This window comes from Pseudoalteromonas sp. NJ631, from assembly GCF_000276645.1.
Lineage (GTDB): Bacteria > Pseudomonadota > Gammaproteobacteria > Enterobacterales > Alteromonadaceae > Pseudoalteromonas > Pseudoalteromonas piscicida.
The window spans coordinates 93,197-119,242 of sequence record NZ_AKXJ01000008.1 but is presented as its reverse complement, the minus strand read 5'-3'; the positions used below and the strand labels follow the sequence as shown (position 1 = coordinate 119,242).

Here is a 26,046-nt window from a genome sequence, read left to right as displayed (position 1 = left end):
CTGATTTCACCGTTAAGTATTGTGTGCATTCATAAAACTGACAAACTAGAAATTCTGACCTATAGTTAAGTTTTAATTAAGTAAGATGGCGAATGAAATCACCTCCACTCAAAGGACTTTGGTATTTTAAAACGGCGGCAGAATTAGGCAGTTTTAAGCAGGCGGCGGAAGCCTTATTCGTCACACAAGCAGCCGTGAGTCAACAGATAAGAACTCTTGAGCAACAGCTTGGTTGTATGTTATTTGAGCGGCAAACAAGAAAGGTATTGCTAACTCAGCAAGGACAAGACTTGTTGCCTTACTTACACAAGGCCTTTGGGCAAATGGAAATGGGTCTATCGACGTTAAAATCAGATCCTAACCCAAACACCATTAACCTGTCGGTTTTACCTTCATTTGCTACTTGTTGGCTGTTGCCTAGATTGGCGAGCTTCAACAAAGCATTACCAGACTTCCAGCTGCGTATTGATCCAACCGAGCAACTCGCCGATTTTAACCATGACGATATCGATATTGGGATCCGTTTTGGCTTTGGTAACTATCCGGGACTAAAAAGCGAGCTCATTGCGGAGGATGAGCTGGTTCTTGCCTACCGCCCTGGATTAATTGACCTAAACAAACCGCTGCGAGAGCAGCTATCAAAGCTTAATTTTATTTATGACGAAGGTCGAGATAATCAACATGCGTGGCTTGAGCTAAACAAGCAGCTGGGTTTAAGTGGTCATACATTCAGTAATCTTAAAATTGATAATGCAGCATTGGTGCAGCAGGCAACGGTGGCAGGGCAGGGGTTTTCTTTGTTACGTCGGCGTTTAGTGAATCAATCTTTAGAGCTTGGCCAGTTAGAAATCTATCCCGACTTTGCATGGTTGTGTGAATATCGCTACTTCTTGGTCGCACCTGAGCGTCACTTTGAGTGGCCTAAATTAAAGGCGTTTAGGGATTGGATAGTTGCCGAGCTTAGCGCGTGCTGAATTCTCCGAAGCTCAGGTTTTCTCGCTTCAAAATAGATTTCGTAATTAAGCTAATTGGTATAATTTTGGTCAAAGTATAGTCATAAGCAAGCAGTGTGAGTAGTTCGGATCCGAGCTAAATAACCTGAAGTTAGATACTCGGATCCGGCAGCCTATTTGTTAAAGGTGCTTTTTAAGAAAGTCGAGATAGGCTTGAGAGGCCTCAATACGGTTTTCCTTTTTAGAGAACCCATGCCCTTCATCGTCAAATAGTACATATTTGACAGGCACATTGTTTGAGCGAACGGCTTCGACCAATTCATCACTCTCTACTTGAAGTACACGAGGATCGTTTGCACCTTGCACAACCATCAATGGCTTAGTGATATTTTTGGCATGGAAAAGTGGTGAGATACGATGCAAACGCTCCTTATCGGTAGCCGGATCGCCTAACTCATCATATAGAGACTTCCTATATGCTTCCCACCATGGTGGAATAGACTCAAGAGTTCTTACCCAGTTAGTCACACCAAAGATATTGATCCCTAATTTGAACTCTTCAGGTTCAAATGCCAGTGCCGCTGCAGTCATATAGCCACCGTAGCTTCCACCCATTATGCCGATACGATCAGCATCGACCCAGTCTAGCTGTTGTAGATATTTTTTACTCCAAACGATGTCTTGTAAATCATCCTCACCATGACGTTTGTCATCTAAGTGGAAGAATGTTTTACCATAGCCAGAGCTGCCTCGGTTGTTTACGGCGAAAATCGCATACCCTTGATTAACCAAATGCTGAGTAAGAGCACTATAACCCGTCATGCTTTGGCCTCCGGGACCTCCGTGAACAAATACGAGCGCGGGCACTTTATTTGTCGAACTAGCAAGTTTTGGCTTGTAGAGTACGCCTGGCACCTCCAAACCATCAAAACTGTTAAAGCGAGCGATGGTGCTCTCGACCAAATGTTCGGTATTGATTTTGTCGCTCAAGGTTGAGGTCAACTGCTTAACTTCATCACTGCCAACACGCCATACGTACAAGTTATTTGGCGAGGTGTCCGAATTTAAATAAAAAGCCATCAGCTTTTCGTCATCGGAGAAGTTAACGCTGTTGATACTACCCGCAGGGAGCTTAGGGAGTTTGATGTCCTTTCCTGTTTTAAGATCGGTGATCGTGACTTTTACGCTAGAGTCTTCGCTCACTCCTACAACACGATAGCGGTTGGAATCGGAGAAATATAAGAACCTCACGTCCCAATTTTTTTCTATGTACGGCGTGTGTTTACCCGTCGCGATTTCATAGCGCCAATTTTGATAAAATTCACCATGGGCATCGGTCCCATAGTATAAATATTTGTCGTCTTTAGAAAATGCTGAAGCGGAAAAGTTTGCCTCGTGCGCCACGTTTGAAATCTCAACGAGAGGGGCGCCGGGGTTATGTAAGTCGAGTAAGAATAAGTCGCTGTCTTTATTACCTTGCGCATTGATAAGTGCAAGGTAGCGATCGGTTTCACTCACCTGTTGGACATTTAAATTCTTGTCATTTTTATAAATAAGTTCACTTTCGTAGGTGGCAGCATCAAAGCGATATAGATCCATAAAGCGCTCGTCACGCTGATTGCTTAACACGTAAAAGGCGTTGTTATCGTTAGTAAAACCAACAAAACCTGCTCTCACTTTTTCTCCTGGCGTGAGATCTTTAACGTGGCCATTTTCGTCACGGACAAAAACATGAAAGCGCTCATTTCCACCGTTGTCTCGCGTGAATAAGATGCGGGGGTCATTTGGAAAATATCCGATTGGGTAGGTTGAATCGGTGGCATTCGTTATTTGTGATCTTTCGCCGGTTTTGACGTCAACTTCATAGAGGTTATATATTCCCGACTCGTCAGAAGTGACCAAAATTTTCTGTGCATCCGGGCGAAACGCGCTGCCTTGAATATTTGTGGTATCAAAAAAAGTTTCTGCTGAATAGGTTTTAAAATCAGCGGCAACTTGATTGGTTTGCGGCTTACCAACTTGTTGAGTGGTTTGATTACATGCACTTAGCGTGGCGAGCAAGGTGCATGCAATGAGTGATTTTTTAAACATAATATCCCTGCATTCATTTTTATTATTGATTTCTAGCATATAACGATAGGAAACAATGGCAAGCATCTGGCTAGGGTTTTGTGTAAACCAATGTAGTGGTTAGGATGTGATTGTCTTTGCTGCTGAAAATCAGCGTAAAGAATAATCACATCCTAGGTTTTTTTAAGTGGTTATTTTAGGTCAAATCGGTCTGCATTCATTACTTTTGTCCATACCTCAACGAAGTCGCGGACAAACTTCTCTTTGCTATCATCTTGTGCGTACACTTCGGCGTAAGCGCGCAAAATAGAATTAGAACCAAAGACGAGATCAACGCGAGTCGCGGTCCATTTTACCGTGTTCGTGTCGCGTGTTTTTATCTCATATAAGTTTTCTCCACTTGGCTCCCAACGATATGCCATATCGGTCAAGTTGACGAAAAAGTCATTACTCAAGGTGCCAACGTTATCGGTAAATACGCCATGCGATGTTTGCCCGTGATTGGTGCCTAGTACGCGCATTCCACCAATCAGTACTGTCATTTCCTTGGCTGTGAGTCCCATCAGTTGGGCTCTATCAAGTAGCATTTCTTCTGGTTTTACGCTGTAGTGCTGTTTTTGCCAATTGCGAAAACCGTCATGTACAGGCTCTAATACATCAAATGACTCAATGTCGGTTTGCTCGTCTGTGGCATCGCCTCGTCCAGCGGTAAAAGGCACTTGAACTGATACTCCGGCATTTTTAGCCGCTTGTTCAACGGCAGCGCAGCCACCCAATACGATTAAATCAGCCATGCTTACGGTAGGCGTAAAATTACTTTGTACGGCTTCCAATGCCGCAAGTACTTTCGCTAGACGCTCCGGCTCATTTCCAAGCCAATCTTTTTGCGGGGCTAGGCGGATCCTTGCACCATTTGCACCCCCTCTAAAATCGGAATATCTAAACGTTCTCGCACTATCCCACGCGGTGGCTACTAATTCTGAAAGCGTCACATTGGTTGCTAGAATTTGTTGCTTGAGTGCGCTAATTTCACTTTCGTTTAGGGTGTAGTTAACGCCGGGGACGGGGTCTTGCCACAGTAGATCTTCGTTAGGGACTTCAGGGCCTAGATAACGACTTTTTGGGCCAAGGTCGCGATGGGTAAGCTTAAACCACGCTCTTGCAAAAACATCGTTAAAATAGTCGGGGTCGGCATAAAACTTCTCTGAAATTTTACGATAAGCAGGGTCCATTTTCAGTGCCATATCGGCATCTGTCATCATCGGCATGCAGCGTTTAGATGCGTCTTCAGCATCAACTGGTTTATCTTCTTCTTTTATATTGATAGGCTGCCATTGCCATGCACCCGCAGGGCTTTTGGTCTGCTCCCATTCGTATGTGAACAGCAAGTAGAAGTAGCCATTGTCCCATTGAGTTGGGTTCGTCGTCCAAGCGCCTTCAATACCACTGGTTACCGCATCAGAGCCAATGCCACGCGAGCTGTGATTCATCCAACCAAAACCTTGTTCGTGCAAGTCCGCGCCTTCGGGCTCCGGGCCTAATTCATCGGCATTGCCATTTCCGTGCGCTTTACCCACAGTGTGTCCGCCAGCGGTTAGCGCAACCGTTTCTTCATCGTTCATTGCCATTCGAGCGAAGGTAACACGCATATCTTCAGCTGTTTTTAACGGATCGGGATTACCATCTACGCCCTCAGGATTAACGTAGATAAGACCCATCATCACAGCGGCAAGCGGGTTTTCTAAATCGCGTTCGCCGCTATAACGGCTGTTTTGGTTATTTGAGGGAGCCATTTGAGGGACCCAGCCACTCTTTTTCGCTGCCCCAGTAGGTATCCTTTTCTGGATGCCAGATATCTTCTCGGCCACCGGCAAAGCCAAAGGTTTTGAATCCCATTGACTCATAAGCAACATTGCCCGCCAGCACGATTAAATCGGCCCACGAAATACGATTGCCATACTTTCTTTTAATCGGCCAAAGTAAACGCCGCGCTTTATCTAAGTTTCCGTTGTCCGGCCAGCTGTTTAGCGGCGCAAAACGCTGATTACCCGTGTTTGCACCACCGCGACCATCCGCAACACGATAACTGCCCGCAGCATGCCATGCCATTCTGATCATTAACCCTCCATAGTGTCCCCAATCTGCTGGCCACCATGGCTGCGAGTCTGTCATAAGTTGCTCGAGATCTTTTTTCAGGGCGGGGTAATCGAGGCTGTTAAATGCGTTTTTGTAATTAAAATTGGCATCCATCGGATCGGTTTTCGTATCGTGCTGATGCAATATGTCTAGGTTCAGGCTATTTGGCCACCACTGGTGCTCGCTATGCTCTGACGACGTATTTGCACCATGTGCAAAAGGACAAATCGATGGTGTGTTTTGCTTCTTATCCATGGGAGATCCTTGTTTGTTCGATGACGGAAGATTGCTAAGGTCTATTATCTTTTTAGTTTGTTTTTGCAGAAGTTTGATTGATATGTACATCGGGCAAGTTGTACGCAGTGAGCAAAACACGCTCAGAGGAACAAAAATCAAATCGCAAAGACTAATAAACCCTAGGGCCTGTTGATCTTTCAAGTTTGTTTTTGCAGCAGTTTGATTGGTATTTATACAAGGCAGAGCCAGCGTAGCATAGTCACTCTATGTAAGTCTGGCGATAACACAGTAGAAATGCTAATCAAGCGCTGCCCTTTGGGTTCATCTGAGTGCGCTTTGTTCATTGTTGCTCAACTTTTGCCTAGATTACTAGGCGGCAAGTCGAGCGTCGCGACCAAAACACACTCAGAAGAACAAAAATCAAACAGCAAAGGTCAACAGGCCCTAGATAAAGGTAGTCCCGATAAGTGCTTTTTACCAGATTTCGGTGGCCTTAAAGGCCAATATTGAATGCTAAGAGAGCGGTGACATTTGTGACTTTCTGGGTAGTGAACACGCTAAATCTGACTGAGTACATGATTTTTAATTAGATGCTTGAATATTCAATAAAAGTAAATAAATATTGCGCAAATCGTCTAGAATTATTTGTTGGAACGATTTAATTGTGTTATCTGTATAAAAAGGCGCAATAAATAACCTATTTCATTCCCTGTGGTGATAATAAGAAACTTTCTATCGTCAGCGTCTAATTATAATTTGGAACGTTACAAAGGAAACCGTTATGACAATAACAAAACAAAAAACGACTTTGGCGTTGGCAATCGCCAGCTTATGTGGTTCGGGCGCTATGGTGTGGACGGCCCCTGTGTTTGCCGAGGAAGCAGCGTCGGAACCTGTTGAGAAGATCATGGTGACGGGGTCGCGAATCGCGCGGGCAAACCTAAGTAAACCCGGCGCGGTAACCACAATATCTAGAGCGGATATTGAGCAAACTGGGTTTAAAAATATTGGCGATATGCTGCAAAATCTAACGGTTTCCGCCAGTGCACCTAATGCTTCTCAAAATGAAAATACGTCGGGCGTGACAAACTTTGACTTACGCGGTTTAGGTGCACAGCGCACATTGGTCTTGCTAAATGGCCGCCGCTTACCAAACGGGGGAAATGGCGCGGATGCTGCGGTTGACCTAAGTGCTATACCTACTGCGATTATTGAACGTGTTGAAATTTTATTGGACGGTGCCTCTTCTATTTACGGCTCTGATGCGGTGTCTGGTGTCGTAAACATTATTACTCGCCAAACGGGCGATATTTTTGAGGTCAGTGGCTCCATTGGCCAATCTGCTGAAGGCGATGCTGATACAACTTCTTTGGAACTCGTAACAGGCATTGTTGGTGATAAAGGGCGCTTTATGGTGAGTGCCAGCTACGATGAAAAACAAGAAGTGTATGCCGGTGACAGAGACTTTAGCCGCTATGATTTAACCCTCAACCCCGATGGCAGTTACGGTCAAGGCGGTAGCTCCGCAATGCCATGGAGTAATCTGAAAGTCACGGATGAAAACGGCAAGGAGATATTTGTTACCCGAGGCCCAGAGTATGGCGAGTGGCGTGAAACTATTTCCGATGCGTCACTGGCGCAAAATGACTTATATAACTACCAAGAGCCGAGCTTGCTGCAAACGCCTTTTGAACGCTATAGCATGAGTGCGTTTGGCGAGTATGATCTTGGCAATTTGAAGTTTTCGGATGACGTGGTATTCAATTTCGAGGCGCTTTATTCACATCGAAAATCCACGACCAATGGTGCGCCTCAGCCATTAGTTCCAGTTTGGGGTGGGTATTTAGATTTCACTTACTCTCCTGATAACTATTACAACCAACAATTCGGTCCAAAAGACAAAGATGGTAATCCTTATGCCATCAATGACTGGCGTCGCAGAATGGTGGAAACCAATGGCCGTATGAACCATGTGGAAAACAGCCAATACCGTATTGTGATGGCGCTCTCTGGTGATTTTAATGCTGATTGGAGCTGGGAGCTGGCCTACAATTTTGGTCGCAACTCAAACAAACGACTAAAAACTGGTATATTCAATTGGCCAGCGGCTAAAAATGCGGTTGGTCCTACCCACTTTGATGAGCAAGGCGTGCTGCGCTGTGGTGCTACACCGGATACGCTAATTGCGGGTTGTGTGCCGCTTAATATTTTTGGTCAACCCGGTACCGACTCTGAGATCTCCGAGGACATGTTAAATTATCTCTCTGGAGATTGGCCGGGGATCCAACAAGGTCATAACCAGATTAAAATCGCCAGCGCGAATGTAAGTGGTGTCGTGGCGAGTTTGCCTGCGGGCGACCTCGGTGTGTCTTTTGGCATCGAAAATCAAAAGGTTGAGGCTCGCAATCAAACAGATGCCGTTTCTATTAATATTTTAGTCACGGATGGGTTAGGTAGACCAACTGGCGGTGAATATTCGCTCAATGAAGCTTATCTAGAAGCTGTTGTGCCACTGTTATCAGACCACGATTGGGCGCAGAGCCTAGAATTAAACCTCGCGACTCGATATTCAGACTTTGATACGTTTGGCTCGACCACCAATTCAAAAGTAGGCGTATTTTGGGCGTTAAATGAGCAGTTGAGTTTTAGAGGGACTTGGTCACAAGCATTTAGAGCGCCTAATGTGGTGGAACTTTATAAAGGAAGGTTACCTGGCTTTGAAAATGGCGATGATCCTTGTGCCGTAGCCAATCCAAACCAAAACTGTGTCAGCACAGGCGTTCCCGCTGATGGTAGTTACCGAGAAACGATCGGGCAGATCAGAACCAATACTGGCGGTAACACGGAGTTGGAACCAGAAACCGCGACGAGCAAAACACTTGGCGTGATTTATCAGCCGAGCTGGCTTACTAACGGTTCAATCACCTTAGATTTTTATGACATCCAATTAAAAGATGCCATTGGTAACATTAGCGCGGTGACCAAATTGAGTGAATGTATGAATAATGGTTTGTACTGCGACTCTGTTCATCGTGTTCAATCCGGTGAGTTTCAGGGGGTGATCACCGGCGTTGATGTGTTTAATGAAAACCTCAATGCGTTAAACCGTCAGGGGGTAGATGCTGAAGTTCGTTTTGACATCGGGCAGTTTTCATTTGGTGATTTGAGTACCGCACTAAACTGGTCATTTGTGAGTAAACATGAAGTCATTGAACCAGGCCTTGCAACCAAAGACAGAGCCGGACAGCGCGTTAATGGCCAGGTGGCGGTGCCTGAGCACAGAGTTAACTTTGCACTTAATTGGCAGCATGATGACTTTAGCGCAAGTTGGCAAAGTTACTACATCGATTCGATGTTAGAAGAAGTATCGGTTAAACAAGGCGACCAAATCGTTAACTTTACCAATACCGTTGACAGCACGCTGACACATAACGCCCAAGTAACCTATCATTTAGATTCTGTTGATACTCAAATTACGCTGGGCGTTAACAATCTATTGGATGAAGCGCCGCCTTTTGCGACGGGCAATGGAAATAACGCAGATCCCATTCATTCTTCTTTATATTTAGGCCGTGAGTACTACTTAAGATTTAAAACTGAGTTTTAATTTCACATTGTTTCCCTGTGAGTGTATGGCAAAGCGGGCTATGTAAGCCCGCTTTTTTATTATTCTAGATGCTGTTTGATTAGCTCATGGTTTGTTGTGGCTGCTGATCTTGCGAAACTGGCGCTGAAGTTTGTGCCACCGCGTTGATCCGTGACACTGTCTTCCAACAAATCAAGGCCATTAAACACATAAGTGCAGTTACGATAGCAAAGTCAACTCTCGTTTGGGTGGGTAAGGTATTGTACTGGCAGACAAAAGACGCCGCATTCATGACCGCGCTTAAGCAATAGCAAATACCACTTAGACCTAATAATACTTTGCTAAACGACAATACGTGCTTTGCGAATTGGCTGCTAATGAGTGCAAAGAGAAAGGCTGAAAACATCGAAAACTTAACCGTCTCTAGTTTGTCTATGTGACTTGTCGATAGAAAAGTCGTCATCGCGAATCCGATGGCGATGGCCAATAGCACACCGATAAAGCCACCTGATGTTAATCGTTTTACAAACAATAGACTTTTAGCGCTTTGCTTTTTCTGCTTGGCACGCTTGTCAATCCACATCAAATTACCGGTAACGATTAAATAGGCGGTTGCAAGGCCAAGACTCAAAAATGCCAGTCGCATGCCATACCCAGCAAAATCTCCAAAGTGAAGACTCGCGATGGTAGAGAGCCCTGCACGAACAGCGTTGTCGTAGTTGTTTTCAGTGAGATAAATTTGTGATTGGTCGTTTAGTGTGTATTGTACTTCTTTGTAATTTGAAAAAGCATCGTTACTTTTCGCGGTAAAACTCACTACTGCGTTTTTGTCGCCAAAGTGGGTGATTTCCACCGTTGTGAGCGATACATCTCCTAACGTATCTAGTGCTTGAACTCTTAGTTGATCGACGCCGCGCATTGGTCGTGATTGCTCCAGTGCTTCAATGTTTGGTTCATTAAATCCAGCTGCTTGGAGCAGAGCCGTTTGGTTACCACCGTAAAGTAATACGGCGTATGAAATCTGATAAATGATAACGAGATTAAATACTAATCCCGTGAAGGCATACATTAAGTGAAATGGTAGGCCCATCGTGCCAATTAGATTATGCGCATCTAGCCATTTGTCTTTTTTACCTTCGGCGCGATATTGGAAAAAGTTTTTGGCTATTTTGCGCCAGTGAATGATGATCCCGCTTAGCACAGCAACGAAGAAAAAGAGGGTGATGATCCCAACAAAATAGAGTCCGGCGCGGCCAAGCCCTAAATCATAGTGCAACTCATAGAGAAAACTGGCAAATTCAAATCTGTCGGCATCAGCGAGGACTTCTCCCGTCTGTGGTGATAGCAGAAGGTGCTGGTCTTGATGATCTTCGGCCGTGATCGGGTGCGGCTCGTCTAAATGGGTTGCAAAGTAAACTTCAATAAAAGGGTTATGTGGCGTAGGCTCGCGCATAAAAAAGCTATGGTGTGTATCGACATCGTATTGCTGCGCAATTGATGTGATCGCTTTGTCGTAGGAAATAGCGCTAAGTGGCTCGTTAGACTGGGCGGCTAGGGAGGCACGTTCCCAGCCCGTGATGTTGTCTCTGAATAGACTCAAAGATCCCGCAATAAACACAATGAATAGTACCGTTGAAATAATGATCCCAATCCATGCATGTGCTTCGGTCAATGATTTTAGTGTTTGATTTTTCATTGTTTATCTTATTAACAGTAATGCTGTGTTTAGTAGCAAAGAGGGAATAAAGATAGCAAACAAAGGTTTGCACGCGGCTTTAGCGCTTGAAAGTGCATAGCTCCAAACTAAGATCCCCGCCCATATCGGAAATGCCAGCACCAGACCTATCATCAGCTTTGTGGACTCTGAAAATGGCAGGAGCAAGTTGAGGTTTAGCACCAAAGAAATAGACAGTAACAGGCCTAAGAAAAACCCAACTAACGTTTTAGGCCACATAACTTAGTCCTCCAAAAAATAGAGATAGCAAAAAGATAAGTGTTGAGCATAGATAGAGGCGCTTTACTGAGTATCCACTTATTAGAGTCACCGACACCAAAGAAAACATAATTAAAACGAGACTGGCTAACATTGCAGAAATAATTGGGTACTGCAGAGTTAATATAATTACCCCAGACAAAACAAGGACTACAGCCATACTGTATGCTATGGGTTTATGTATCGAAGAGGCCAAAAATCGTTGCTTAGGACTTGCTAAGTAGAGCAACACGGCGGCAAACCAAAACGGTATAATTGAGAAAAAGCTCATGATGGTGATAATCATTATTGTTTGCAATTGATTGTAATGATTATAGGTATGTTGTTCAAGGGGTAAGTAATAATTGCAGTGAGAGAGATAGCCTAACTGGAGAGGGGCGGCAGAATGCTTGAAAAAACCGCCTGTTCATCAAGGTATAAAGCTCCCCGAGTGGTAACTGTAAGAGCGGGTTTTTGAAAAGACTCATTATAAACTCCGCTCCGAAAATGGCTAGCTAAGTGTAAAGGTGCCTTGCATAATGGCGAAATGGCCCGGGAAGGAGCAGAAGAACTTGTAGCTGTCACCTTGCTTTAACTGCTCAGTAGAGAAGGTCACTGTGGTTTGCTCGCCACCGCCAATCACCTTTGATACGGCTAAAACGCGGCTGTCGTTTGGCTTTACATAGCTATTATTTGCACCTGCCGACATGCCACCGGTTGCAACGGCTTGAACATCTGCAGCTTTGCTCAACACCCAGTTGTGACCCATGGTAGTGGCTGGCAGCTTGCCCGTATGCTTTAACGTGACTGAAATTTCTTTACAGCTAGATGGCGCGCTGAGTGATTTTTTAGAAAACTGCATCATGTCGTTGGCTTCGATGCTGAGCTCACATTCATTTGCTGATGCGGCATGAGAGAAGAGAAAGGCACCTAGACTAAGTAATGTGATGGAAAGAGAGGTCTTCATATTAACTCCTTAATTAAAAATCATTCTCATTATTGTCTTTGCCAAGATGAATGTAAATGGATGCAGATCAATAAAATGGGTCTTTGCATGAAGTGACTGAAATTAAAGAGTGAAAAGCAAAATGAAAATTTAACAGGCCCATATGTTTCGGCCATCAACGCAAGGAAAAACCGCCAAGCTGCTAGAACAAGGCTGTGGTTCTTTTAAAACTATTACTCTATTACTGATGTCATTGGTGTAGCCCTAATCAGGCAAGACATCAGCTAATCCGACTTGTTGCTATCGCAACAAGTCGCTAATTTGTTTATGAAGCAGTGATAGTGCAGTTATCCACCCTACGCACCTTTTGCAGTGCTGAAAAGAGTCTAGTTTTGTCGTTTGCAAAGAGCTGTTCGGTGTTTATTATTTGGTTAAATAAGCCTGCCAGTTCATCTGTGAGGTTACCGTGCTTGGCAAGATGCTGGGTCAGTGTTTCAAGAATGGCTGCACCAAGCTGATTTAATGTGCTTCTTAGCTGATCCAAATTGGCATCTTCGTTTGGTACGCCCTCAGCCAGCCATTGTGCCCGGTATCTGTATTGAATAGCCTTTGCTGCATCCATTTGTGCTTGGAAAAACGTCTCTACGCTTGCACTATCCAGACATTGCTGGCGGGCTTGCTCTAGCGCTTTTGAAAGCACAGTGGCTTCACGGGATAAGTCTTCAATTGGCCTGTGTTGTTGTGCTTTAAACAGTGCTACAGGCTGCATCTGAGCAAGGCGTTGGTTGATATGTGAGAATAACACCTCTGCAGAATCTGTTCGCGTTTTGACCAATGTATTCGCCTTTTCAACGATCTGTGCCAGCGCGGCGCGAGCTTCATCTTCGCTTATCGGCTTAGACCGTTTTTCCACTTTCATCAGACCAAACAGCGTATGGTTATCCGCGTTATCCTGAATGCTTACTTCGCGTAGTGCCAGCTCTGGGTAAACCACTTTGAGTGCGCAGCTACCTACGGCAACGGTGTTTTGATCAAATTGCCCATTTGCAAGTAAGCGAGCCGCTTCGTTGGTGCCTTTGGGCACGGGCTTGGTTTGTACCTGATGAGCATTGAGCCAATGACCAATTTGGTTCAGAGCTGCTGGATGGGATGCTACATGCGTAATTTTAGCTGTCTTGTTCAATCCAAAAACACACATTTCGATGGGCATATACACAGCGCCACTCAGCTCAGTTACCTTGTAGTTACGCATCGCATTGACAATGGCTGGGACCAGTTGTCCTTCAATAGTGGAGTTGGCCAGCGCGCTAAAGGCCCAGCTCTGCGCTTGTGCGGCATTGGCATAAGTATGCTCAGGGGTGCCCGAGTAAAAACGCTCATAGTCCTGCGACTGGCGGTTGGCGAGTAGGTCAAGTGCGGCATGATTAAAACTCCCCGGCCCTGCTTGTATATAAACAGACGCGGCTTGAGTTGTCAGCGTAAATAGCAGTGTGGGTAACGCCAGTAAGCGAAATATAAATGACAATTTCAAGGGCTTTTCCAAAGGTTCTACAGGCAAAAAACGCATCCTAACAGAACCATTAGGTGCTGTCCTGCAAGCGGAGTGATTTATTGATAACTCACAGCGCACTTTATGTACCTGCTTACTCGCCTTTCAGCATCAATGAGTACTTTTTTATTACCGCCAGCCAGATGCTTATGAAACGGAAAAACAATCATGCCAAGCACGTTAAAAAGTGGATGAAACTGTGTCAGTGACAGGGTGGGAACTGCGGTCTATGCTTGAAATGACTGCAATTAAAGGGTGATTTCAAAGATGAAAAAATACTGGCTGCTGCCATTGTTGGTTACTCCACTATTCGTCAACGCGGCGACATCTTCTACTGTAACATTGGCTTCCGATTATTTATTTAATGGCGTGAGTCAAACTAAGGAAGACGAAGCGCTGCAAGTCAGTTTAGATTGGTTTGGAAAAAGTGGTTGGTATGCTGGAGGCTGGGTGTCTCAAGTAGATTTTGGCGATGGTACGGATTTAGAAGGAGATCTGTATGGTGGCTACAAATTTACGCTAACTGAAAAATTAAAGCTTGATGTTGGTCTCTCGCAATATACCTATCATGGTGATGATGTGAGTTCTGATTATAACTATGCAGAAGCCTATGCAAAGTTTAATTACGGCCAGACAAATTTAGACTTTTGGTATGCATGGGATTACTTTGGAACAGGGGCTGCTCACGGGATAGTGATGCTCACGCATAGTATCCCAATCACAGATCGGTGGTCTCTGACGCTCGGAGTTGATCATTCAATGAGCTTTGATAGTGATAAATACGAATGGGAGTCGGGTGATGATGACTATACCCACTGGCATCTAACTGGAACTTACTCGATTAGTACTTGGTCTTTTTCATTGGGCTATGAAAGCAATGATATTGATTCCTATGCAGATTCTACATTTGTGGCGTCAATTTCAAAAACATTTAATTTCTAAATTTACCTTTTATTAACTTTTGTGTTGATTTTAGTTGCGAATTGTACTTTTATATAGCTATATGATTGATGCTCCATAACTTTTTATAGGAGTAAGCAATTGATGAGGTAATAGTGATAAAAGCTATGGAGTCGCAATGATGAAGGATACGATAAAACTAACAGCACTCTCTTTGGCGGTATTTTCTCGGTTTAGCTTTTCAAGCCCGCTAGAATTTGCCGGTGGTGCAGACATGTCTAAGTTAGTCGAGGCAGAGCACATATTGCCAAATCTCAATGACTACACAACAAACCTTGTGACCGTAAAAGGGGTGGTCACTCATGTTTGCAGAAAATTAGGTTGCTGGATGACGCTACGAGTAGCAAATGGCCTAGATGTAAATATCGAAGTTGAGCAAGGCGATATGGTATTTCCACTTGCTGCGATTGGCCGTGAAGCCCATGTGACGGGGCGCTTCGAAGCGCTAAACCAGCGCGCATTGGCTTGCGTGAGTAAAGCAGACGATGAAACGGCGCTCATGCGTTTGGGGTTTAATCCAACGGCCGTAACCATTTCGCATTTAGTACAGCAAGTAAAACACAGCTAGGCTCCCAAATGTGGTGACATAGAGGTTTTTAAAGCGAAACGCCAGTATTACCGCGACCGTTGCGGCGACCAAATAGGGGTTGCTTGGCGTGATGGCAAGTTGCTTGTCTTGAATAAATACAATAGGTACCCAAATGGCAGTCAGTACACTAGGGGCGCTAAAACTTAAAAAGCGTTGTAGTTTAGGGCCGATAGTAAAAGGCAGTTGTTTTGCCAAAAATAAATACCGAGTTGCAAACGTGACACAAGCCATGGCTAAAATAGTGGTGATCATACACGCTCCTTTTTACTTTGTAGCACATATCCCACCGACATCCCGAGCAGTGCTGAGGCGATTAAACCAAATTCAAAATGGATCAGTTTGAACACTAAGATAGTTAAGGCCGACGTTAAACAAGCGCATAACACGGGTAATGCGTTAATACTCGGGACCACAAGAGCAATAAATATTGCCGCAATCGCGAAGTCTAAGCCAAGATTGGTCAAGTCAGGTAAAAACTGACCTGCGACAATACCTATGAGCGTCCACAGATTCCATGCAACATAAAAGCTACCACCTGCGATGAGCGCATACACGAGTCGAAGTTTGCCTTGGTAGGCTCGGTGGTGATGGGAAAACGCAAACAATTCGTCAGTGAGAAAAAACGCAATGGGGCCACGCCATTTAAGGGGCTTATCTATCATTTTATTGCGGATAGCAAGGCCGTAGAGTAAATGTCTCGCGCTAATAATAAAGGTAGTCGCAAGCAAGGTGATAAGCGCTGTGTCTTTGGCAATAAGCTCTATTGCCACTAACTGCGCCGAGCCTGCAAAAACTAATAACGACATTAACTGTGCTTCGAGCGGCGTAAAGCCATTTTGCACGGCAAGGGAGCCACACAATATTCCCCAAGGAAGTACGGCGAGATTTAATGGCAACATATCCCAAAAGCCTTTGCATACTGCGACTTTCATATTAACAAGCCTTGCTATATTGACTGGGTGTGATCCCCATATTCTTTTTAAAATGACGGTTGAAGTGGCTTTGATCATAAAAGCCGACGCTTAATGCTGCATGGGAAACACTTTTGCCACTGCGCAGCAATGCCTTGGCATGATTAAGCCGGTGTTGTATTTGAAAGGCATGGGGAGTGAGGCCTGTGTGGGCCTTAAACACCCGAATAAAGTAAAAGGGACTCATGCCGACAAGGCTCGCTAAGGAGTTGAGTGATACATCTTCAAATAAATTATCCAAAAGAAAATGGCGTGCTGTGGTAATTCGTTGCTTCACCGAAGGGGTTTTTGTATCGAATGTGACTTTGCCTTGCTTATTGCTTAAATAAGATAGCAGAGTAATAAGTTGAGACTGCTTTTCAAGCACGCTGGTACCACATTCTAAGACGTTAAAAGTGCTGTTCATGAGTGCCGCAAGTACTCGGTCGTGTACCACTGCATCATGGAAAAAAGGAGCCATTGCCTTACCATCACCAAGAAACTGATTGAATAGTTCAGGCGTTGGGTAGAGTGAACGGTACGAAGACTTATCTTTGGATGCCTTTCTACAGTCGTGCACCTGCTCTGCATTTATCAAAATGACACTATGCTGACTAGCTAAGTGTTCACCGCCGCTGCGGTAGAATCGCTGTGCACCACTATCCACTATGGCAAGCGTATAGCCGCTGTGGCTATGTCTACCAAAGTCTTCCTGCTTATCAATGTTGTGTAGTACTTCTAGGCCACCGAGCTCACGATGAAAACTAAACTTTGAGTGTTGCATAATTCTCTCCCCCATTGATGAAAAGCGTATCTGTCTTCACTCAATAAGTCTTGTACAAAATTGCACAATGCCACAAACAATAACCGGGTCAATAACGCCTAATGCCAAGTCTCTTTTTTGATCACGTTAACAAGGCGGTGATTGATTAAGCATCGGCCATCGATTACTTTAAGCTCGTCTTCATACACGCCGTTAAATACGGTGATTGGGGCATCTGATTGAGATTTTGGCTGCTGATAAAGAACAAAATAGCTTTTAGCACTAAACTTATTTGCCGCGATAGGTTGAATATCGGCACTGGTTATCATGTGCATACTCTTTGTTGTTTTTATGGCTTGTTGCTGCCTTATTGTTATTTCTTCAGCACCAGTAATATTGATATTGAGTGCTGGGATACTAAATATTGCATCCTTTGTAAAAACACTTTGGTATTCTTGTGCTGAACCCGAATCTCGATATTTTATGTAATTGTGCAGTGTCGTCTCACAGAGGCGCTGGTCACTGCTTGGGTTGGTGGTCGTGCAACCACTCATAACACCTGCCGCTGCAACTAAGAGGAAATATGATTTCATAAAGTGACCCTAATTTTTTGTTCTCAGCCTGAGGTTCAATAATCTCAGTGAGTTTAACGGTATTGTCAACCAAGCGAAAGCGCATGATTTATCCTGACGTAACGATTGCGTAAACACGTAAAGCCCCTTTACAGCTTTTTCTGCTGCGGTTTTATTAGGTGCAACTGATCTGTTTAGTCTGTATTTATAGCATGCAGATTTTCACCTTATGACAATTTAATATTGACGAATAAATTAACTTAGTTTACTTTTGTGAAAGCGCTTACATTTTGCGTGTGTTTTTTTAACCCCATTTGTAAGCGCTTACATTTGTTGCTGGGAACGCGCTGGGTATTCTTACAGCGTATAGCTAAATAACCTGTTCTGAGAAACGATGAGTTAATCGACTGCTTATCTAAGCCTCAGGTTAAATAATAAAGTTCTTAGTATTCAACCATTTGACAACGACGTTTTGCATCGGGGTAACTGATGAAAATTGCAGCAAGAAAATTAACAAGGCTATGTACCGCAATCTCTGTGGCTATCATAGCGGGATGTGGCGGAAGCGCCGAGACAGAAACTAATTATAAATCCGTTGATACCACAACGCCGGTTTCAGACTGGACGCTAGTGTGGAGCGATGAATTTGATAGCGATGCGATAGACACATCTAAGTGGACGCACGAGGTAAATTGCGACGGCGGTGGCAACAATGAAAAACAGTGTTACACCGACAGTGAACAGAACGCGTTTATTGCCGATGGCATGCTGAATATTGTCGCTACCCCTGCGCAAGCAGGCGCACAACTGCCGTATACCTCGGCAAGATTAAACACCAAATATAAAGCTGATTTTAAGTATGGCAGATTCGAAATGCGGGCCAAGCTACCAAGCGGGCAAGGCAGCTGGCCGGCGTTTTGGATGTTGCCTACGGATGAGATTTACGGTGGCTGGCCCAAGTCTGGTGAAATAGACATCATGGAAGCGGTAAACCTCAAGGTCGCTAATGAAGACGGGTCGGTTGAATCTAACGTGCATGGCACGCTTCATTACGGCCGTGATTGGCCTAATAATGTTCACACCGGTAAAGCATACGCCTTACCTGATGGTGTAAATCCAGCCGATGACTTCCATACCTATGCTGTGGAGTGGCAAGAGGGTGAGATCCGTTGGTACGTTGATGGTTATCTCTATGCCACGCAACGTCAATCGGAGGTTCGTTACAACTCAAAGCAAGAAGCGGTTGGTTTAAAACACCGTGGATGGTTTGCTGAATACTACGAGCAAGGCTCTGGTGAGCTGGTTACTCATTGGGATAGTGCGCCTTTTGATCAGCAGTTTCATCTTATCTTAAACCTTGCCGTTGGCGGTGATTGGCCAGAAAACGTTAATAATAAAGGTATCGACTCGGACGCCTTTGTGAACGGACAATCGTTTGTGGTTGACTATGTCAGAGTGTATGAATGCGGCTCTAATCCTGAAACGGGAAAAGGATGTGAAACGGTGCGCCCAGGCTACGACGACCTTGAGGATGCGTTAGTCGAAGGCGAAGCACCTATTCCGTCGCCACCTTCTTCGGGTATCGCTAAAAACCTAACCATCTTTGATGATAATTTTAACGCTAACTGGCCTGCTTGGGATTGTTGTGGTGGCTCTACGCCTGCATTGGTTGCAGACGAAAGCCGTGGCAATGTTGTTGAGTTTGTAGTCGGTGAGACGCCAACCGTAAATGGCTTTACCAGCCGTGCCGAATTTATCACAGATCCAAGCGGTAAAGCCTCGCCATTTGATGCAACAAGCATGCTAGAAGCAGGCTATATTCGGTTCGATATGCAAGTGACACAAATGCCTTCAGATCCAAGCGCAGCATGGAAATTTAAAGTTGAAAGCCAAGGTGCTTCTAGCGCTGCTGAACTCGATCTTTTTGCAAGCGTTGAAGGGCAATCACCAGCTGCAGGCGAATGGCAAACTTATACCTTCCCACTACAGCAGTTGGCTGACGCGGGACTTGATGTGTCAGCCATTGATGTAGTGATGATCTTCCCAGCATGGGGAGCCGGAAATGGTGCTATCTATCGTGTTGATAAGGTTGAGATTGCACAGAATACAAACTTACCTTCGTTGACCTTATTTGAAAATGCTATTAACGCTGAGTGGCCGCTTTGGGATTGTTGTGGTGGCTCGACACCGACTGAAGTCTCTGACGATGCAACGCATGGTATTGTTGCTGAATTCACGATTGGTGACACACCAACGGTAATGGGGTTCTCGTCTCGAACAGAAGTGGGCGGAGCTGGAAAGCCGTTTGATGCAACTGCAATTTTAGCAGGTGGCGTAGTACAGTTTGAGATGAAAGTCATGAGCCTACCGTCAACGCCTGATGCCCCTTGGCTACTTAAAATTGAGTCTGACAATGCCGCGAGTGCGGTTGAGCTACCACTATCTGAATCACAAGAGGGTGTAGCGCCACAGGCCGGTGAATGGCAAACCTATACTTTCTCAATTGAAGCTTTGGCTCAGGCTGGTCTTGATCCAAGTGCAATTGATGTGGTGATGATTTTCCCAGCTTGGGGCTCAGGTAGCGGTGCGGTTTATCGTGTTGATAACGCAAAAATCTTTCATCCTGACGGTGGTAAGGCGAGTGGCGGTCTAAGCTTATTTAAAGATCAAGCTGCTGAGCAGTGGTCAATTTGGGATTGTTGTGGTGGCTCTACACCCACAATAGAAGTAGACGAAGATGCAGCCCATGGTCAAGTTGCGCAATTTGTTATTGGTGCAACCCCAACCGTGATGGGGTTTTTAGCGGATGATGATGTCTATTATGATGCTTCCCATTTACTAGAAACTGGCGTAGTTAAGTTTGATATGAAGGTGACTTCAACACCAGCAAATATCGACGCTCAATGGCTGTTTAAAATTGAGTCAAATGATGCTAGTGCAGCGGTAGAGCTTGCTCTTAACCAAAGCGCTGAAGGTAAAGCTCCAGAAGTTGGCAAATGGCAAACTTATACTTTTCCACTGCAAGCTTTGTACGATGCTGGACTCGATATTAGTGCCATTGATGTCTTGATGGTATTCCCCAGCTGGGGAATGGGCGAAGGCGCCGTTTACCGCATAGACAATGTTGAAATCGTCAGTCAATAAGCCAGTGTGGATCGCCAATAGTGTTTTGAACTCGGTGATCCAGCAGCAAGAATAGAATCGCAGGGCAGTCATGAATAACAAACAATTCAATAAAAGTAAGCTTGCCGTTCAGTTGTCGCTAGCAATAGCGATGAATGCGGGAATGGTCAGCATCGCTCAAGCAGAAGAGCAACAAACAGCCGAAAAAGTCGAAGTGATCGAAGTGAAAGGGATCCGCGGAAGTTTGATCCGTTCAATGGATTTAAAGCGCTCCGCATCGGGGGTTATGGATGCCATTTCGGCAGAGGAAATGGGGAAATTTCCAGATACCAACTTAGCCGAATCTTTACAACGGATCACCGGTGTTTCGGTCAGCCGTGCCAACGGTGAAGGCAGCCAAATTACCGTACGTGGTTTTGGGCCTGATTTTAACTTGGTGACATTAAATGGTCGCCAAATGCCGGGCACAGGTAATACTCGCTCGTATAACTTGGAAAACCTAGCCGCTGAAGGCGTGAGTGCGCTTGAGGTATATAAAACCGGACGTGCCGATGTACCAAGTGGCGGTTTAGGGGCTTTGGTCAACATTGTTACGGCTAAGCCACTACAACGCCCAGGGCAACACTTTAGCGCAACAGCAAAGGCGATTGTTGATACCTCTAACGAAGCGGGAGATGATGTTACACCTGAGGTTTCCGCGGTTTATAGTAATACCTTTGCCGATGAAACCTTTGGTTTTGGATTTTCCTTCTCCCATCAGCAACGTGATTTTCAAAAGCAGCAAGCCAATATTCAAGGCTGGCAGGCCAATGTTGATCTACCTGATTTAGACCCGTCTAAAATCATTGATGGCCGTGCTGAAGATGCCGAGGGTAATAAAGTCGGAAATTACTTTTTTCCAAAAGACATGAACTACGGCATTGAAGATCTAGAGCGAGAAAGAACAAACGGTCAAGTTACCTTTCAATATGCACCAACCAACGGTTTCATTGCTACCTTAGATTATACGGCAAGCCTTGCCGTAACTGGCTCTAATACGGTGGGTTGGGGTATTTGGAATGAGTTTGGCGGTAACATTAACGCCTATGAGTTAGATGCTAATGGCACCGCGGTTTATGCCGATATTGGCGGTAATGATGCGTCGTTCACTGCAAATAGAAATACGACGGAAGTTGAGGCGCGTTCACTTGGCTTAAATCTGGACTGGCAAATTAATGATAATTGGCATGTAGAGCTTGATTATCACGACTCAAAAAACGAAACCGATAATGGCGCAGATAAAGGCTTGGGTAGTGATGGTCAAATCATCTTAGGCTCAGATCAGTTGCTCACTAAGATTTATGATTATCGGCAGGGCGAAGTGCCGCATGCAAATGTGCTTTGGAAAAATGGCACGAACGAACTCATGGCAAGTGAAATTGATTCTAACTTTAGCCAATTTATCCATTCTCCCGGAGAGGCGACAGTGGAGCAGTTGCAACTTGATGCCACTTGGTTTAACGACAGTTTTGATATTGGCCTAGTCAGTGTGCAGTTTGGTGCAGCCCGTACTGAGCAGTCAACAGGGGGATATGAAGCGTGGAGTGGTCTACGAGGAGGCCCAGGTTTCAACCCTTCGTTTAAAGAAATTTTCCCAGATAGCATGTTTACGCGCCATGAAACTGGCGATTTGCTAGATCAATTTGCTGGTGGTGGCAGTGACTTACAGCCGGGGTATTACTATACCTATGACTTTGATGAAGCTATTGCAAGGCAGCTTGCGTATCTTACAGAAGATGTGATCGGTGCCGACTACTACTCGGCGGACGCCTATTTTGATGGCATTGACAGCCAAAGTAGAGTTGATGAAACCACTGACAGCATCTACTTGCAATCCAAATGGGAGTTTGAATTTTCTGACTACTTTGTGCAGATCAACGCAGGCCTGCGTTATGAACAAACGGATGTGACAAGCGTGGTGCGTCAGCGTGTGGAAACGCAAGTGAATTGGGACAGTCCATCTGAATGGATTATGCAATACGCTGCAGGCGGTGATGACAATTTCTTAACGCAGGAAGGGGAATACGACATTCTATTGCCGATGATCGATGTGCGTTTTGATATCACCGAAGATTTAATTGCACGAGCGTCTTGGGGCAAAACAATGTCGCGTGCGCCGCTTAGTAATCTTGCGGGTGGCAGAAGTTTGTCAGGCAGCCCAAAACCGGGAGCGAGAACTGGCTCTCGAGGCAATACTAATCTATTACCGTTTGAGTCGACAAACCTAGATTTTTCACTTGAATATTATTACAACGAAGGAAGTTACGCATCACTTGGCTACTTTAAAAAAGAGGTCGATAACTTTATTCAAACCACAATCACGCAAACCACCATTGAAGGTCTTTACGATATTTATAATGGTCCAAGGTATAAACAAGCGATTGCAGACATTGAAGCCCGTGGAGAGCAGGCGACTAGTGATGCCATTTTTGCGCAAATGCTCGCCAATGGTCACGGTAATGCCGAGGGCAAAATTGAACCAAGCAGTGACGATCCTTTGATGGTATGGAACATCAGCCAGCCACAAAATACCGATAGCAAATCGGTTGATGGTTTTGAAGTGGCGGTACAGCACTTATTTGGTGAAACGGGATTCGGCCTTGGTGTAAACGCAACTTTTGTTGATGGCGATGTTGAGTTTGATAGTGAAAGCCTAGTGCAGCAAGCACCGCTGACGGGCTTGAGTGACTCGGCTAACTTCCAAGCATTTTACGAAAAAGACGGGTTATCGGTGAAGTTAACCTACGCATGGCGTGACGCTTATCTAATCGGGGTAGGTCAAGCGCAAGGCTCGGCAGATGCACCACCGCAATATGCCAAGTCTTACGGTCAATGGGACGTTAGTGTGAATTACGATATTGATGAGCAGTTTACGGTGTTTTTTGAAGGTATTAACTTAAACAATGAAACCGAGCAAGGATATGGTCGGTATGAAGAGCAATTCTTATTTGCTCGTCAATACGGCCCGAGATACTCGGTTGGTGTGAGATACACTTTTGAGTGATCCCTTGCGCATCCGTTCACTAATACCAATTTCACTTAATTAAGCAAACTGGCATAAAAATGCAGACCGATGAGTCTGCATTTTTATGGCCCTAATTCAGTAGGTGCGACTTTATGCCGCACTCATTCAAGCGCATATTGCATAGGGTAACGATGAGGCTGAGTTCGAAGAAAAGTATCAGTGATAAATTCAGTATGCCACTCCCACCTATCGCATATTACTTTGTAAATTCATGACTTAGTGTGATGATGCGGTGAGTAAGATTCGTACGAGTGTTTGCGGGGTTGATGTTTTGGACAATTATTTGCTGTTTGTAGGTGTCGCTTTAGCGACAATTTTATTACCTGGGCCTGCGGTGATGCTGACTATCAATAACTCAATTCAAAGAGGCTTTACCAAGTCTTTAGCTGGTATTTGTGGTGTCGCGCTCGGAATTTTGATTGTCGCCGCGGTATCGGCATCAAGTTTAGGTGTGATCTTAGCCAGTTCGGTGTTGGCATTTACAGTCGTTAAATTTATTGGCGCCGCGTATCTCTTCTATTTAGGCTACAAAATGTGGCGAACTAAAGGCGAGAGTAAAATAGGCAAGTCTATTGCTGCAAGTACGATGAAAAAGTGCTTTTTAGAAGGCTTTTTTGTTTCGATCACCAATCCTAAGGCTGTTATCTTCTTTATGTCTATCTTTCCGCAATTTATCAATGTGGAAAATGCCTTTATGCCGCAATTTATGTTGCTGGTTTTTACCTTTAGCCTGCTGGTGTTTATGGTGCATATTTCTTATGCGGTGTTTTCTGGCCTTGCTAAGGCTAAATTGTCGTCACCTAAGAGCATGACGATGATGAACAAAGTGAGCGGTGGCGTGTTTTTTGGGTTTGGCGCCGGTTTAGTTGCCGCCGGTAAGTAGTTTGAGTGACTTAAAAAATGTAAGCATACTCCCTTTTTCTCGCAATCAGTTAAAGGGAGCAAAGCTTGAGTTCGGCATCGCTTAGCTCCGAACTGCAGCTGCAGGCTTACTCGCCTTAGTGCGACTGGTTGGGCTACTTAGATTTGAATAAGCGCTTGAAGCACTCATTAAGCCAAAACAACCCAAAGTTGTTAATATGCCAATGACGACGTAAATAATAAAATCGATTACCATGATGTTGCTCATATCTAGTTCCTCTCCGTTGGTACAATGTGCATTAAATTCTGTGGGTTTCTACGTGTGATTCGATGACACGGAAACTCTGTGGGACCTCAAACTGAGGCATTAAGTTAAAAACAATCGCTGGGTACTTAAACTTTCTGTTTCTCGATGCGCTCGAGGGACTCAAACAAGTGATATAAAGTGGCTCGCCATCCAAATTAAAATGAAAATTATTGCTGCAATCTGACGATTGAGAATGCGGCCCTCTAGGAGTGCTCTGCGAAACTAGGTTTTGCAATTCCTGCAGTTTACGCCAAACAGACTTATTAAAGTCGCTGTCATCTAAGTGTTGGCTCTGCTCAAAAACCGCCACAAACGCGGCACTTTTCATGTTGTCAAACTCTACCTTTTCGACAAAAGAATAGAGACTGGTTATTAAACTGAAGTTGTTGTGTCTTGAGGTGAGATCGCCAAAACCTAAAACCTCAACATGGTTAAACGCTAATTCGGCTCTATTACCACCACAAATACATGGAAATTGCTGCTTGTTCACGAAATCAATAAAACTGTCTTGCAGCTCGGGTTGTGGTGTCATGTTTTATGCTCCTAGTGTTGTTATTTGCGCTAGTTGGTTTTGGTGTTTTTCAATGCTGAGTGGCGAAATGCATCTACATTGTTTATCTATCACTATATAAGCAAAGCTCGAACCATAAATTAATTAATTTAACTCATTGAATTTAATGTTATTTTATTTTCTGTATTTTAAAGGGGTAATTTTTTCACGTTTTATTCAGGTAAGAAGTACACGGTTGTAAAAATTGGTAACGGTGGGGTTTTCGCTCCGGGCAAGGTTTACCTCGGTTGGTTGTTACTGCCCGAGTAAAGGTAAGTTTTTGAGGTTTTTATAGTCCATTGCAATGGCTATACAGCGGTAGAGTAGCGCTGCTGGCATGTCTTCTTCTAGTTTAAGGACAATCGCTCGGTTGCCATCAAACTGTAGCTCGTCGGAAAATAGTACTCTAAATGTATCAACTAGCTTCGTTTGACAGTGAAAATAAAGGTGATAGTTAGTAGGCGTTTTGGCTTTCCAAGCCATACGGAAAGGACTACCTGATTTAACAGTAAAGCTTAACTCTCTCCACTTTATTGCCTCAATCACCGCGCCAAAGTTTTGCTCACTGGCAACCTGCATAACGAGATTACGCAGTGCCCTGATTTTTGCTTGCGCTGCAGGTGGGTAGGTACTAATCACTTGTTCGGCTATGTTTGACACTCTGGCTCTTCCTTGGTGTTAGCTCATTTAGCTCATAAAGTAGAGTATTAAATTGAGCAGGTGAGGGCAAGTGTGCTCTTGGTGTGACTTTTTAAATCGCTTGTTTGTGCCCTGTAAAAAGAATAAACGCGCGCATCAGACAATTGGCTTATCTTAGATCTCTTAAATTCTAGTCCACATTAAAGTGGCTTCATTAGA

At 44.6% G+C, this 26,046-nt stretch carries 20 protein-coding genes and 1 pseudogene; 8 read left to right on the top strand and 13 right to left on the bottom strand.

Features of this window, described 5'->3' with window-relative positions; all coding sequences use genetic code 11:
* Positions 1-92 precede the first annotated feature (92 nt).
* The gene (locus A587_RS0114740) at positions 93-974 is read left to right on the top strand and encodes a LysR substrate-binding domain-containing protein (RefSeq protein WP_017218202.1); all 882 of its coding nucleotides are present in this window, start codon (positions 93-95) and stop codon (positions 972-974) included.
* Positions 975-1,133: 159 nt separating this feature from the next.
* Here the strand turns inward: A587_RS0114740 and A587_RS0114735 are convergent, their stop codons facing one another.
* Together A587_RS0114735 and katG are read right to left on the bottom strand one after the other, a co-directional pair.
* A complete protein-coding gene (locus tag A587_RS0114735; RefSeq protein ID WP_017218201.1) occupies positions 1,134-3,044 on the bottom strand; it encodes a S9 family peptidase in 1,911 nt (636 codons plus the stop codon).
* 170 nt (positions 3,045-3,214) lie between these two features.
* A pseudogene (gene katG, locus A587_RS24100) lies at positions 3,215-5,414 on the bottom strand (catalase/peroxidase HPI).
* Between the two features lie 201 nt (positions 5,415-5,615).
* On the opposite strand from katG, the gene A587_RS0114725 reads away from it, so the two are divergent.
* Together A587_RS0114725 and A587_RS0114720 are read left to right on the top strand one after the other, a co-directional pair.
* The gene (locus tag A587_RS0114725; RefSeq protein WP_223193766.1) at positions 5,616-5,906 is read left to right on the top strand and encodes a hypothetical protein; all 291 of its coding nucleotides are present in this window, start codon (positions 5,616-5,618) and stop codon (positions 5,904-5,906) included.
* Between the two features lie 271 nt (positions 5,907-6,177).
* Positions 6,178-9,003, top strand: coding sequence for a TonB-dependent receptor plug domain-containing protein (locus A587_RS0114720; RefSeq protein WP_017218199.1), 2,826 nt, complete (start codon positions 6,178-6,180; stop codon positions 9,001-9,003).
* A 79-nt stretch (positions 9,004-9,082) separates the two neighbouring features.
* On the opposite strand, the gene A587_RS0114715 is transcribed toward A587_RS0114720, so the two are convergent.
* From A587_RS0114715 to aroQ, 4 genes are all read right to left on the bottom strand, one after another.
* Entirely contained in the window at positions 9,083-10,678 is a 1,596-nt protein-coding gene (locus A587_RS0114715; RefSeq protein WP_017218198.1) for a PepSY-associated TM helix domain-containing protein, read from the bottom strand.
* 3 nt (positions 10,679-10,681) lie between these two features.
* Complete coding sequence (locus A587_RS0114710) at positions 10,682-10,936, bottom strand: hypothetical protein (protein ID WP_017218197.1); 255 nt, start codon at positions 10,934-10,936, stop codon at positions 10,682-10,684.
* Positions 10,937-11,465: 529 nt separating this feature from the next.
* The gene (gene azu, locus A587_RS0114705; RefSeq protein ID WP_017218196.1) at positions 11,466-11,921 is read right to left on the bottom strand and encodes an azurin; all 456 of its coding nucleotides are present in this window, start codon (positions 11,919-11,921) and stop codon (positions 11,466-11,468) included.
* A 304-nt stretch (positions 11,922-12,225) separates the two neighbouring features.
* Complete coding sequence (aroQ, locus tag A587_RS0114700) at positions 12,226-13,431, bottom strand: gamma subclass chorismate mutase AroQ (protein ID WP_232288077.1); 1,206 nt, start codon at positions 13,429-13,431, stop codon at positions 12,226-12,228.
* A gap of 285 nt (positions 13,432-13,716) precedes the next feature.
* Here aroQ and A587_RS0114695 point away from each other — a divergent pair, with 285 nt between their 5' ends.
* Together A587_RS0114695 and A587_RS0114690 are read left to right on the top strand one after the other, a co-directional pair.
* Positions 13,717-14,391, top strand: coding sequence for a TorF family putative porin (locus A587_RS0114695; protein ID WP_010375318.1), 675 nt, complete (start codon positions 13,717-13,719; stop codon positions 14,389-14,391).
* 136 nt (positions 14,392-14,527) lie between these two features.
* On the top strand, positions 14,528-14,977 hold the full coding sequence (locus A587_RS0114690) for a DUF4920 domain-containing protein (RefSeq protein WP_017218194.1): 450 nt from the start codon (positions 14,528-14,530) through the stop codon (positions 14,975-14,977).
* Here A587_RS0114690 and A587_RS0114685 read toward each other — a convergent pair.
* The 4 genes from A587_RS0114685 to A587_RS0114670 form a co-directional block, all read right to left on the bottom strand.
* Complete coding sequence (locus tag A587_RS0114685) at positions 14,951-15,250, bottom strand: AzlD domain-containing protein (RefSeq protein ID WP_017218193.1); 300 nt, start codon at positions 15,248-15,250, stop codon at positions 14,951-14,953. The genes A587_RS0114690 and A587_RS0114685 overlap by 27 nt on opposite strands.
* Complete coding sequence (locus A587_RS0114680) at positions 15,247-15,930, bottom strand: AzlC family ABC transporter permease (protein WP_017218192.1); 684 nt, start codon at positions 15,928-15,930, stop codon at positions 15,247-15,249. The genes A587_RS0114685 and A587_RS0114680 overlap by 4 nt, the downstream gene beginning before the upstream one ends.
* Before the next feature lies 1 nt (position 15,931).
* Positions 15,932-16,732, bottom strand: a complete 801-nt coding sequence (locus A587_RS0114675) for an AraC family transcriptional regulator (RefSeq protein WP_017218191.1) — start codon at positions 16,730-16,732, stop codon at positions 15,932-15,934.
* A gap of 98 nt (positions 16,733-16,830) precedes the next feature.
* Complete coding sequence (locus A587_RS0114670; RefSeq protein WP_017218190.1) at positions 16,831-17,304, bottom strand: nuclear transport factor 2 family protein; 474 nt, start codon at positions 17,302-17,304, stop codon at positions 16,831-16,833.
* Between the two features lie 468 nt (positions 17,305-17,772).
* Between A587_RS0114670 and A587_RS0114665 the strand changes: the two genes are divergently transcribed.
* The 3 genes from A587_RS0114665 (at position 17,773) to A587_RS0114655 (ending at position 24,353) form a co-directional block, all read left to right on the top strand.
* Positions 17,773-20,427 carry a glycoside hydrolase family 16 protein gene (locus A587_RS0114665; protein WP_017218189.1) on the top strand — a complete coding sequence of 885 codons (2,655 nt, stop codon included), beginning with the start codon at positions 17,773-17,775 and terminating at the stop codon, positions 20,425-20,427.
* Positions 20,428-20,497: 70 nt separating this feature from the next.
* Positions 20,498-23,449, top strand: a complete 2,952-nt coding sequence (locus tag A587_RS0114660; protein WP_017218188.1) for a TonB-dependent receptor — start codon at positions 20,498-20,500, stop codon at positions 23,447-23,449.
* A gap of 253 nt (positions 23,450-23,702) precedes the next feature.
* Positions 23,703-24,353, top strand: a complete 651-nt coding sequence (locus A587_RS0114655) for a LysE family translocator (RefSeq protein WP_232288076.1) — start codon at positions 23,703-23,705, stop codon at positions 24,351-24,353.
* 81 nt (positions 24,354-24,434) lie between these two features.
* On the opposite strand, the gene A587_RS25195 is transcribed toward A587_RS0114655, so the two are convergent.
* From A587_RS25195 to A587_RS0114640, 3 genes are all read right to left on the bottom strand, one after another.
* Positions 24,435-24,599 carry a hypothetical protein gene (locus tag A587_RS25195; protein WP_017218186.1) on the bottom strand — a complete coding sequence of 55 codons (165 nt, stop codon included), beginning with the start codon at positions 24,597-24,599 and terminating at the stop codon, positions 24,435-24,437.
* A gap of 31 nt (positions 24,600-24,630) precedes the next feature.
* A complete protein-coding gene (locus tag A587_RS0114645; protein ID WP_017218185.1) occupies positions 24,631-25,170 on the bottom strand; it encodes a YqcI/YcgG family protein in 540 nt (179 codons plus the stop codon).
* Between the two features lie 273 nt (positions 25,171-25,443).
* Positions 25,444-25,848: a DUF1801 domain-containing protein gene (locus A587_RS0114640; protein WP_017218184.1), complete on the bottom strand. Its 405-nt coding sequence runs from the start codon at positions 25,846-25,848 to the stop codon at positions 25,444-25,446.
* Positions 25,849-26,046: the final 198 nt, after the last annotated feature.

Bases quoted from the DNA above. Each gene is read 5' to 3' on its own strand.
- A587_RS0114740 (WP_017218202.1), top strand. From the start codon at position 93: ATGAAATCACCTCCACTCAAAGGACTTTGGTATTTTAAAACGGCGGCA.
- A587_RS0114735 (WP_017218201.1), bottom strand. From the start codon at position 3,044: ATGTTTAAAAAATCACTCATTGCATGCACCTTGCTCGCCACGCTAAGT.
- A587_RS0114720 (WP_017218199.1), top strand. From the start codon at position 6,178: ATGACAATAACAAAACAAAAAACGACTTTGGCGTTGGCAATCGCCAGC.
- A587_RS0114715 (WP_017218198.1), bottom strand. From the start codon at position 10,678: ATGAAAAATCAAACACTAAAATCATTGACCGAAGCACATGCATGGATT.
- A587_RS0114710 (WP_017218197.1), bottom strand. From the start codon at position 10,936: ATGTGGCCTAAAACGTTAGTTGGGTTTTTCTTAGGCCTGTTACTGTCT.
- azu (WP_017218196.1), bottom strand. From the start codon at position 11,921: ATGAAGACCTCTCTTTCCATCACATTACTTAGTCTAGGTGCCTTTCTC.
- A587_RS0114695 (WP_010375318.1), top strand. From the start codon at position 13,717: ATGAAAAAATACTGGCTGCTGCCATTGTTGGTTACTCCACTATTCGTC.
- A587_RS0114690 (WP_017218194.1), top strand. From the start codon at position 14,528: ATGATGAAGGATACGATAAAACTAACAGCACTCTCTTTGGCGGTATTT.
- A587_RS0114685 (WP_017218193.1), bottom strand. From the start codon at position 15,250: ATGATCACCACTATTTTAGCCATGGCTTGTGTCACGTTTGCAACTCGG.
- A587_RS0114680 (WP_017218192.1), bottom strand. From the start codon at position 15,930: ATGAAAGTCGCAGTATGCAAAGGCTTTTGGGATATGTTGCCATTAAAT.
- A587_RS0114675 (WP_017218191.1), bottom strand. From the start codon at position 16,732: ATGCAACACTCAAAGTTTAGTTTTCATCGTGAGCTCGGTGGCCTAGAA.
- A587_RS0114670 (WP_017218190.1), bottom strand. From the start codon at position 17,304: ATGAAATCATATTTCCTCTTAGTTGCAGCGGCAGGTGTTATGAGTGGT.
- A587_RS0114665 (WP_017218189.1), top strand. From the start codon at position 17,773: ATGAAAATTGCAGCAAGAAAATTAACAAGGCTATGTACCGCAATCTCT.
- A587_RS0114660 (WP_017218188.1), top strand. From the start codon at position 20,498: ATGAATAACAAACAATTCAATAAAAGTAAGCTTGCCGTTCAGTTGTCG.
- A587_RS25195 (WP_017218186.1), bottom strand. From the start codon at position 24,599: ATGAGCAACATCATGGTAATCGATTTTATTATTTACGTCGTCATTGGC.
- A587_RS0114645 (WP_017218185.1), bottom strand. From the start codon at position 25,170: ATGACACCACAACCCGAGCTGCAAGACAGTTTTATTGATTTCGTGAAC.